The sequence below is a fragment of the Argonema antarcticum A004/B2 genome (assembly GCF_023333585.1).
In the GTDB taxonomy this organism is placed as follows: domain Bacteria; phylum Cyanobacteriota; class Cyanobacteriia; order Cyanobacteriales; family Aerosakkonemataceae; genus Argonema; species Argonema antarcticum.
Genome location: NZ_JAIQZN010000001.1, coordinates 190,442 through 199,966, shown reverse-complemented (window position 1 = coordinate 199,966; position 9,525 = coordinate 190,442). Strand labels below are relative to the sequence as shown.

The 9,525-nt window shown below is 41.7% G+C and carries 15 protein-coding genes; 9 read left to right on the top strand and 6 right to left on the bottom strand.

Annotated elements, in window-relative coordinates:
• Positions 1-263 precede the first annotated feature (263 nt).
• From LAY57_RS01025 to LAY57_RS01000, 6 genes are all read left to right on the top strand, one after another.
• On the top strand, positions 264-3,059 hold the full coding sequence (locus tag LAY57_RS01025) for a valine--tRNA ligase (protein ID WP_249064409.1): 2,796 nt from the start codon (positions 264-266) through the stop codon (positions 3,057-3,059).
• Between the two features lie 66 nt (positions 3,060-3,125).
• The gene (locus tag LAY57_RS01020; RefSeq protein WP_249064408.1) at positions 3,126-3,539 is read left to right on the top strand and encodes a type II toxin-antitoxin system RelE/ParE family toxin; all 414 of its coding nucleotides are present in this window, start codon (positions 3,126-3,128) and stop codon (positions 3,537-3,539) included.
• Entirely contained in the window at positions 3,508-3,816 is a 309-nt protein-coding gene (locus LAY57_RS01015) for a helix-turn-helix domain-containing protein (protein WP_249064407.1), read from the top strand. The genes LAY57_RS01020 and LAY57_RS01015 overlap by 32 nt, the downstream gene beginning before the upstream one ends.
• A gap of 53 nt (positions 3,817-3,869) precedes the next feature.
• A complete protein-coding gene (locus tag LAY57_RS01010) occupies positions 3,870-4,091 on the top strand; it encodes a DUF4926 domain-containing protein (protein WP_249064406.1) in 222 nt (73 codons plus the stop codon).
• A 114-nt stretch (positions 4,092-4,205) separates the two neighbouring features.
• Positions 4,206-4,403, top strand: coding sequence for a hypothetical protein (locus tag LAY57_RS01005; RefSeq protein WP_249064405.1), 198 nt, complete (start codon positions 4,206-4,208; stop codon positions 4,401-4,403).
• An 18-nt stretch (positions 4,404-4,421) separates the two neighbouring features.
• Positions 4,422-4,937, top strand: a complete 516-nt coding sequence (locus LAY57_RS01000) for a hypothetical protein (protein WP_249064404.1) — start codon at positions 4,422-4,424, stop codon at positions 4,935-4,937.
• A gap of 37 nt (positions 4,938-4,974) precedes the next feature.
• On the opposite strand, the gene LAY57_RS00995 is transcribed toward LAY57_RS01000, so the two are convergent.
• The 5 genes from LAY57_RS00995 to LAY57_RS00975 form a co-directional block, all read right to left on the bottom strand.
• Positions 4,975-5,361, bottom strand: a complete 387-nt coding sequence (locus LAY57_RS00995; RefSeq protein ID WP_249064403.1) for a type II toxin-antitoxin system VapC family toxin — start codon at positions 5,359-5,361, stop codon at positions 4,975-4,977.
• Positions 5,361-5,600: a type II toxin-antitoxin system VapB family antitoxin gene (gene vapB, locus LAY57_RS00990; RefSeq protein ID WP_249064402.1), complete on the bottom strand. Its 240-nt coding sequence runs from the start codon at positions 5,598-5,600 to the stop codon at positions 5,361-5,363. Before vapB ends, LAY57_RS00995 begins: the two co-directional genes overlap by 1 nt.
• A gap of 122 nt (positions 5,601-5,722) precedes the next feature.
• Positions 5,723-5,914 carry a hypothetical protein gene (locus tag LAY57_RS00985; protein WP_249064401.1) on the bottom strand — a complete coding sequence of 64 codons (192 nt, stop codon included), beginning with the start codon at positions 5,912-5,914 and terminating at the stop codon, positions 5,723-5,725.
• Positions 5,915-5,916: 2 nt separating this feature from the next.
• A complete protein-coding gene (locus LAY57_RS00980; protein ID WP_249064400.1) occupies positions 5,917-6,390 on the bottom strand; it encodes a type II toxin-antitoxin system VapC family toxin in 474 nt (157 codons plus the stop codon).
• Positions 6,387-6,572: a ribbon-helix-helix domain-containing protein gene (locus LAY57_RS00975; RefSeq protein ID WP_249064399.1), complete on the bottom strand. Its 186-nt coding sequence runs from the start codon at positions 6,570-6,572 to the stop codon at positions 6,387-6,389. Before LAY57_RS00975 ends, LAY57_RS00980 begins: the two co-directional genes overlap by 4 nt.
• 190 nt (positions 6,573-6,762) lie before the next feature.
• Here LAY57_RS00975 and LAY57_RS00970 point away from each other — a divergent pair, with 190 nt between their 5' ends.
• Together LAY57_RS00970 and LAY57_RS00965 are read left to right on the top strand one after the other, a co-directional pair.
• Positions 6,763-6,981: a DUF433 domain-containing protein gene (locus tag LAY57_RS00970; protein ID WP_249064398.1), complete on the top strand. Its 219-nt coding sequence runs from the start codon at positions 6,763-6,765 to the stop codon at positions 6,979-6,981.
• A 1-nt stretch (position 6,982) separates the two neighbouring features.
• Entirely contained in the window at positions 6,983-7,303 is a 321-nt protein-coding gene (locus LAY57_RS00965) for a DUF5615 family PIN-like protein (RefSeq protein ID WP_249064397.1), read from the top strand.
• Positions 7,304-7,645: 342 nt separating this feature from the next.
• Here LAY57_RS00965 and LAY57_RS00960 read toward each other — a convergent pair whose 3' ends face one another.
• Positions 7,646-8,698, bottom strand: coding sequence for a patatin-like phospholipase family protein (locus LAY57_RS00960; protein WP_249064396.1), 1,053 nt, complete (start codon positions 8,696-8,698; stop codon positions 7,646-7,648).
• 300 nt (positions 8,699-8,998) lie between these two features.
• On the opposite strand from LAY57_RS00960, the gene LAY57_RS00955 reads away from it, so the two are divergent.
• On the top strand, positions 8,999-9,517 hold the full coding sequence (locus LAY57_RS00955; RefSeq protein WP_249064395.1) for a helix-turn-helix domain-containing protein: 519 nt from the start codon (positions 8,999-9,001) through the stop codon (positions 9,515-9,517).
• Positions 9,518-9,525: the final 8 nt, after the last annotated feature.

Genomic DNA, 9,525 nt, shown 5'->3' with positions numbered 1-9,525 from the left:
TTAGTAGTCGAAAACTTGCTGCGAGTTCGCTTTGGTTCGTTGGACGATCGGCTTTTAATTATTATCGATCGCCTACTGTCATTACCGCCAGAGGAGTTTACCCCCTTGCTGCTGGAGTTATCCCGTGAGGAACTTTTGGCTAGGTTTGGACAACAAAATTCTTAATAATTCCAAAAGACCCAAACTTTCTCGATCGCCAGATCTGTGGCACAATTTAAGTACACTAAGGGTTTTAGCCCCTGTACTTCCATAGTTTTTCCTCAATGACTGCAACCACCCCCTCTCTACCAAGCCAATACGACTCCTTTACCACCGAAGCCAAATGGCAAAAGTTCTGGGAAGAAAACCAAAGCTTCAAAGCTGACCCAGAAAACGGCGGCGAACCTTACAGCATGGTCATTCCGCCACCCAACGTGACTGGTAGTTTGCACATGGGTCACGCTTTGGGACAAACGATTATGGATATTGTCGTCCGCTATCACCGCATGACCGGACGCAATACTCTGTGGATACCGGGAACTGACCACGCCAGTATCGCAGTTCACGTGATGTTGGAACGGGAACTGGAAAAAGAGGGCAAAACTCGTGCTGATTTGGGACGCGAGAAGTTCCTAGAACGGGCTTGGCTATGGAAGGAAAATTCTGGAGGTTCAATTGTCAACCAGATGCGCCGTTTGGGGATCTCGGTTGATTGGTCGCGGGAACGCTTTACGATGGATGAGGGTTTATCGAATGCGGTTGCGGAGGCTTTTGTCCGACTCTACGATGAGGGGTTGATTTATCGTGGCAATTATTTGGTGAATTGGTGTCCCGCTACTCAGTCGGCGGTTTCTGATTTGGAGGTAGATGATAAGGAGGTGAACGGGAATCTCTGGCATTTCCGCTATCCTCTGACTGATGGTTCTGGTTATTTGGAAGTGGCGACAACTCGACCGGAAACGATGTTAGGGGATACCGGGGTGGCGGTGAATCCCAAGGACGATCGCTACAAGCATCTGATTGGCAAAACGGTTATGCTGCCAATTATGAATCGGGAAATTCCGATCGTTGCTGATGAGTTGGTTGACCCCAGTTTCGGTACTGGTTGCGTGAAGGTGACGCCAGCGCACGACCCGAACGATTTTGAGATGGGTAAGCGGCACGATTTGCCGTTTATCAATATTATGAATAAGGACGGCTCGCTCAATGAAAATGCGGGGCTGTTTCAAGGTCAAGACCGTTTTGTGGCGCGGAAAAATGTGGTGCAGCGGCTTGAAAATGATGGGTTTTTGGTCAAGATTGAGGATTATAAGCATACTGTACCTTATAGCGATCGCGGTAAAGTTGCGATCGAACCTCTTCTCTCTACTCAATGGTTCGTCAAAATTCGTCCAATGGCTGACCAAGCGCTACAATTCTTGGATGAGAAAAACTCGCCGGAATTTGTACCTCATCGCTGGACTAAAGTCTATCGCGATTGGTTAGTCAAATTAAAAGATTGGTGTATTTCTCGTCAGTTGTGGTGGGGTCATCAAATCCCCGCTTGGTATGTTGTTAGCGAAACAAATGGGGAAATAACTGATAGTACGCCATTTGTGGTAGCGCGTTGCGGGGTGGAAGCCCGCGAAAAGGCAAAAGCTCTATTTAATGGGGAAAAGGCATTCGAGCTAAAACAAGATCCAGATGTGTTGGATACTTGGTTTTCTTCTGGATTGTGGCCTTTTTCTACATTAGGTTGGCCGGAAAAAACTCGCGATTTGGAATTTTACTATCCTACTTCTACTCTAGTTACTGGTTTTGACATCATCTTTTTCTGGGTTGCCAGAATGACGATGATGGCAGGACATTTTACCGGAAAAATGCCTTTCAAAGACGTTTACATTCACGGTTTGGTGTTGGATGAAAACGGCGAAAAGATGTCGAAAACGAAAGGTAATGGCATCGACCCGTTGGAGTTAATTGATAAATACGGTACAGATGCTTTGCGCTATACTTTGGTCAAGCAAGTAGCTGGTGCGGGTCAAGATATCCGCATGGAGGGATATAACCGCAAAACTGGCGAATCATCGGCGGTAGAAGCTTCCCGCAATTTCACTAATAAATTGTGGAATGCTTCTCGATTTGCGATGATGAATTTGGAGGAACAAACACCGCAGCAATTAGGCGAAGCAGCAACAGAACATCTCGAATTGTCAGACCGTTGGATTCTATCCCGGTATAATCAGGTTGTGCAACAAACTGGCAAGTATATCGAAAGTTACAGTTTGGGAGAAGCTGGCAAAGGTTTGTATGAGTTCTTTTGGGGTGATTTCTGCGATTGGTACATCGAATTAGTGAAGTCTCGCCTGCAAAAAGATGCAGCAAATAAAAGTCTTAATCCTCTTTCGTCCCCCCTCGTTGGGGGGAATCAGGGGGGCGCTAATTCTAAAAAAGTTGCCCAACAAACAATTGCTTTTGTATTGGAAGGAACATTAAAATTACTGCATCCTTTCATGCCCCATATTACTGAGGAAATTTGGCATACTCTCACCCAATCTGGCGATGATAAATCATTGGCGTTGCAAGCTTTTCCGAAAGCAAATATAGCGCTGATTAATCCTGAGTTAGAACAAGATTTCGATTTGCTAATTAACACGATTCGCACTTTGCGAAATCTCCGCGCTGAAGTGGATATTAAACCGGGTGCGAAAGTAACCGCAATCTTACAAAGTGAAAGCGACAGAGAACGGCAAATACTCACATCTGGCGAGAGTTATATTCAAACCTTAGCTAAGGTCGAGAATCTGACCATTACTCCTAATTTGGATGCAGAAATTGGCCAAAATATCGCGAGTGTAGTTGGTACTGTGCAAGTTTTAATTCCCCTTGCTGGTATCGTAGATGAGGCAGCTTTAAGAGCCAAATTGCAGAAAAAATTAACCAAAGTCGAAACGGAAATTAAATCGATTTCTGGGCGATTAACCAATCCTAATTTTGTGGATAAAGCTGCGCCGGAAGTGGTACAAGCTGCTAGAGATGCGTTGGCGGAAGCGGAGAAGCAAGCGGAAATTTTGCGCGAGAGATTGAACCAATTGGGTTAATATTGTAGGGTGGGCAATGCCCACCTTATCTTGTGCAAAATATGCCAAAAATACCATATTTAAGGGATGAGTTCATCGTTAAAAGTGGTTGAGTGGGTTGGGAGTTCACTTGACGATTTGAGAGAGTTCCCAGAGGAGGTTCAGCAAGTCGCAGGCTATGCCTTGTACTTGGCTCAATGTGGTGAAAAGCATCCCTCAGCCAAGCCTCTCAAAGGATTCAAGGGTGCGGGAGTGCTTGAGGTCGTGGAAGACTTTGATGGAGATACTTACCGATCTGTTTACACTGTAAAATTTGCAGGCGTAATTTATGTCTTGCACGCCTTTCAAAAGAAATCAAAGCAAGGCATTGCTACGCCAAAACAGGATATAGAATTGATTGAAAAACGGCTTAAAAGAGCAAAAGAACATCACGCAGAAAACTACAAAAAGCAGTATAAGGGGGAAAAGAATGACTCAGGAAATCAAAGTGCAAGCAAGTAGCGGTAATGTGTTTGCCGATTTGGGGCTAGAAAACTCAGATGAGTTGCTCGTGAAAGCTGAACTTGCGCGTAAGATTGGCAGCATTATTACTAAAAAAGAGATAACACAGGCTGAAGCAGCAGAGCTTTTAGGAATCGATCGACCAAAAGTAACCAATTTAATAAACGGAAAGTTATCAGACTTTTCAACAGTAGAGTTGTTCCGCTTCTTGAATGCTTTAGGTCGAGATGTGGAAATTGTAGTGAAAGCCAAACCTAAATCTCGATCACAAGGTTAAACACGGGTTGTTACTACTTAATATGAGGCAAATTAACTAAAAAGAGGTGAATTATGCAATTGGAAATGTTTTTGGAAGTGGATTTAAAAGAAGATATTGCTGAATACAATTTAGCAAAGGGTGCTACTGCAATTATAGTAGATTATTGCCCTAGACCAGAAGGGCAGGAAGATGGCTATGTTTTAGAGATGTTGAATGAAGAGGGTGAGGCGTTTACAGTTATTGCAGTGGCAGTTTCCAAAATTGAACCGATAGCGGTAAGTATGCCTCGCTAGGTGATGATTTGGAAAATATAGAGTAGAAATTTTACGGTAAAGATTGAAGCACCTGGGTTAATATTGTAGGGTGGGCAATGCCTGCCTTGTCTAAAAGGCTAATAGCAAACTAAAGTGGGTAAGAAAAAAGACATTCAGCAAGTGGAAGTAGTTGCCAGAAAGTTCAATATGAATGAATCAGAAAGAAGAGATTTTGGAGATTTTATAGAAGAAGAAAAAGCCGCAGGCAACGGGGGGACAAAAAATGAACTTGGTGATTTTACTTACCAAGAGTTACAACAAAAAGCGGGTGAGTTTTTAGGTATAATTTAGTTAATTAAAATCAAACTTATGACTACTAATTTAGTTCGGGAAGTAAGGAAATTAACGGATATAAAAGAAATAGCAGAGATTTCAATGAAGGTTTTCTTACAAATCTGTTGGAAAGCAAACCTAAGTTATGGAGATGAATTAAGCCTTCATATTGGCGCAAAAATTCCTTACTCACAAAAATCGATGGTTGGTAAAGAAAAAGGAGAGTGGATAGTAGGAACGCGAGGAAATCCTTGGAAGCTTAAATCGGAAGGAGAAACCATTGTTACTTCTGAGGAAGATGCGGAAAATATTCGACAAAAAATTAAAGCGATCGAAAATAATCATATTAGTTGGTTTGTACCCACTCCAGAGTTAGGTTTTAATATGGGTTTCTCTAATGGATATGAGTTGATACTTATCCCAGAAATTGAGGATGATTCTGGTTTACCATATTGGGAAATGTTTACTCCCAAAGATATGATTCTTAAAGTTGGGCCAAATGCTATCTGGTCTTATACTTGCATTACCAATATATCTACAGTTCCATGTTAACAAATAGTCCAAGCTGTAAACCGTAGCTACCGCTTATTCATAACCACATTCGCCGAACTGGATAAGCATCAAAAGCAACATCACGACTAATTAAAACTAGAGAATTATTCATCGCCTGTGCTACCAGAATGCGATCGAAAGGATCTTTATGATGCAAGGGGAGATTACAAAGCTGTATTGTATCTTTTAACGAAATTGGCAATAGCTTAAATCTTGTAGATTCAAAGCTAGATTCTATGTCATTAAAGTCAGATAGTAAAGAAATTTTACCTATCTTAATCTTGATTGATATTTCCCAAAAACTCGCAATACTGACAAAAACGCGCTCTGTATTTTCGATTATATCTCGGATAGAAACAGGTAAGTTTGAATCATCCTCTGCTAACCAAATAAAAACATGGGTATCCAACAAAATAGAATCCATTACATATATTCCTCAAAATCTTCCAGTGGTTCATCAAAATCATCTGGCAGAGGCAAAACAAAAGTTCCTTTCATGGAACCCGCTAAACGAGGTTTTTGAGGAATTTCTTCGGATTTTTTGGTATTTTCTTGAGCATTTGGATACTTTTCAAGCAAATATTCTGCATAATGCAAAAGTTCTTTCTTGAGAGCATCTGGCATATTAAGAACGACTTTCCATAAAGCAGTATCGGTAGTCATAATTTCTCCTTTTTGACTTTTCTAGTCTTAAGTCTATCACGCTACCTAAATGCGAAACCATTCTCACAAATAAAGTAGGGGAGAATTGCGATCGAAAAGCGATCGCACCTAGCAGATAACTTTTAGCTAGTTGGAGACATTGATTGATTTGGTTGCTGACGGCGCTGTTTAAGAGGTTTTGAAATGAGTTGCCTTCCACTTTCAGCTTCTTTCTTCCGCAAATCATCGCAAATTGCCTGTAAATCGTAGTTGAAAGACTTAGCGTGTTCTTCCCTAATTCTGTAAATCTCTTCAAGCACTTCATCCTTCCACATTTTTACTCTCCCATTAGCTCGTAGGGCGTACAAATAGTTGGTAGTTCGTATCCAGCATCATTACTGATTTGCAACAGTTTTTTTTGAATCTGAGCATTGGCAATATGCTTACAGTTCCATGTTAACAGATAGTCCAAACTGTAAACCGTAGCCACTGCAATATGGAGTGCATCATCGGCAGCTTTAGGTGGAAGATTGCTCTTGGCAAGAAATTGCGCTGCTAAATTTTGGACGGATTCATTAACAGTGAGCAGTGGAAAGTCCTGCAAAATTTCAAGTCGCCTGTTTGCTATTTCTACATCGCCCCTTGCTACCTCATCCAAAACCACTTCCGAAATGTAAAGATCGAACTGATGGCGGCGAGTATCCCACCATTCTCGCGTAGCTTCTGAGTTAGCCATCAGAATTAAATTATTGTTCGGTCTGATAGTCAGATACCCGATTATGCTAGTTTCGATGTAAACGGTTTCAATCATGTAGGGTCAAAAACATAATGTTTGCTACGAATTCGTTCTTTAACTGCTGCGGTATCGGCCCGATCGTATTCATCCAGCAATCGCAAGGCAATTTCCAGGATTTCTTGGGCCGATCGGTATTTCCCAGCTTGCAGCTTGCTTTGAATAAAGCGTTCTTGTTCAGAAGTGAGACTGATGCTCATAGAAAAGTTTCTAGAAGTCGTCTCTATCATATCTCAGGAATAAAGAGGGGTGAATTGCGATCAAAAGACGATCGCTTTTCGCAGCAAGCACCTCTCCTTGGTATTTGCTGCGAAAAGCGATCGCCTCTAGCACACTAAGTTTTGCAGAGTTTGATAAACTATAGATACTAGACTAGAAAGATGAAAGACCATGCTTAAAAACTCCCCTGTTATTAGCACATCTCCTGAAATTATGGGTGGCACTCCGGTTTTTTCTAACACAAGAGTTCCGGTGCAGACACTCTTTGACTATTTGAAGGCGGGAGAGTCAATTGATGATTTTATCGATGGATTTCCGACGGTAACTAAGGATCAAGTTATCGCATTATTGGAAGAGGTTGGAAAACAACTTATCAGCATGGTGGCATAGGATGAAGCTTCTTCTAGATGAGTGCATCGATCGCAAACTTGCCAAAGAGTTTGTGGGTTACGAGGTGAAAACAGTTTCACAGATGGGATGGGCAGGCACAAAAAATGGACAGCTTCTTGCTTTGGCGGCGGCAGAATTTGATATTTTCATCACAGTTGACCGCAACCTATCATTTCAGCAGAATTTACCAGAATTTGACATAGCGGTGATTGTTTTGCAGGCATCATCTAACCGCTTGGCGGATCTGACGCCTCTGATACCAAAGGTTTTAGGGGCTCTACCTACAGCTATTAATGGACAAGCTATAGTCATTGGCAAATAGCGGTAGAGGTGGGCGCTGCCCACTACTTCCTGCAAAAGTGGTTCGGAAAGTTGCTGCAATTTGGCGATCGTGATGTCACGAATAGCCATAAGAATTGCCTCTTTCAGTCGTCTTCATTTTAACAGAATGCTGACAACATCGCGCTTGGCTAACCGTGCAAAGTGATAGATAGCCAGCGATCGCATTCTCCTTTCTCTGCACCTAAATTGGTCATTAGGTAGTGGTATAGGTAGACCCTTTCGATTTATCCTGCGATCGCTCAATGGGAAGGCTACCAATGTTTACTTAATCACGACTTACGCATTATCACCGTTCTTAGTAGAAGCTTAACCAGAATATATGTCAGTAGTCCTGCTTCAAAAGCTCACACAACTCATTCAACGTTTCCCGATCCTCCTCAATCAGCTTTTTACCTCGCATCTCTAGGTAATCGATATTACTAGGATCTGCATTATCCAGCTGATCGTGATTATGGTCGCTACTCAATGCAAGTTGAAAACGGTAGTAGTTTCTGTTCTCTCCTCTAGTCACCATTAACTTACTAAGCTGATAAGCAACAGCTTCGCTTTGACTATCTAGAACAACGCTAAGTAAGGGAAGTCCCCATTTGAGTTGTCCCCAATTTTTCACATCTCTATACTTATATGGTGTAGTTAGTGAGCCAGTACCCAAAGAAACAACAAGGATATCAGTACGTTGTAGTTCTTCACCAGGATTTCTTCTCTTGTAAGAAATCATCGCCTCCATCATTGCAAGTGAGGCAGGATTATTTGCAAAAACTCCGCCGTCTATCAAAGCGTAATATCCCTCTGAAGTACGATGTCTTCCTGTTTCGAGTTTGTACGGCGGAAAGAATGTCGGTGCAGCAGAAGTTGCCCTTGCTGCCTCAACCATTTTGAATCCCGTACATATTTTGCGGCTATCAAAACTATTGGTGTCCTCTGCTTCCCGATTGCTTGTAAAAAAAACTGGTGCTCTCAGTTCGATATCATAACTCGTGATAAAAATTTCTTTTATTGCGTCTTCAACCTTAGCTTCACCTAGAAGCGCTGTTAAAACTTCTTGCAGACCTTTTGGGTTTATCTTGGGTTGTATCAAATCATCTATATCCGTGGGAAACTGCTCTGTAAAAATCTTTTTTCCATGTTGGCGATAGAAATTTACAAGTTCGACAGCTGTGTACTCTGGCTCCTTATTGATGCTAGAGTCTGAATTCTTTCTAGTTAAACCCAGTGCTAAAATTCCTCCTGTTGAAGTGCCTGCAATTAAATCAAACATTGTTGCTATTCGTTTTCCTGTGCGCTCTTCAATGTAGTTGAGAACGATCGCAGGGATAATACCCCGGATACCACCACCGTCAATTGAGAGAATTCTTCTCTTAAATTTAGTACCCATGACACTTGCTCCTTACAGACTTGTAAAGCTATTCCAGATGGCGTACTCTTCATCCGGAAGTAAATGAACCCTGCCCCAGTTGCGGCATAACATCCACCAAGGGCATAACAGATGGTGCTATGTACGGTAAAGCTTTCCATAATGCTAGCTCTGCCGCACCACATCTGAAAAGGCCAAAAAGTTGGAAAAAGTTGGATCTTTCTCAAATTGGGATAAATAATTGGGATTCTCAGCAAAAAAAGTTGCAAAAAGTGGGAAAAAGTTGGTTATAGTAACCATAGCTGTCTCATTTACCCACCTATGGACGTTCCTCAGATATTGCAATTTGTTGATGAAGCTGTCTACGCCAAGACAGACAAACATCTCAATGACTTGCAACGGAGGATTATAGCTGGAATATTGAAGGGTCAAAAGTATGCTGATGTTTCAGAAACTTATGGTTATAGCGCACAGCACGTTAAAAAAGCCAGTCACGAACTTTTGCAAATGTTATCTGATGTCTTTGGGGAACAAGTTAAGAAAAGTAATCTTGAATCTGTATTAGAACGGCAAATAAATCAGAATATAATTGCTAATAGAATTGGTAATAAAAGTCCCCAAAGCATTATAAATATTGGTTACATTAACAGTTGCTCTGCTTCCTCGACTCCTACCCCAGAAAAAAGCGATCCTGAAACTCCCGATTTGCAGCAAAGCAATAATCAAACTAAGATTGAAACAATTGATAAATTACGGGAGTTTGGCTTAAGCGACGAGCAAATTGCAGAGGCGTTAGACATACCTTTGGATGTAGTTAATCAGATAGACTTGAATGAGTGAACATCCAA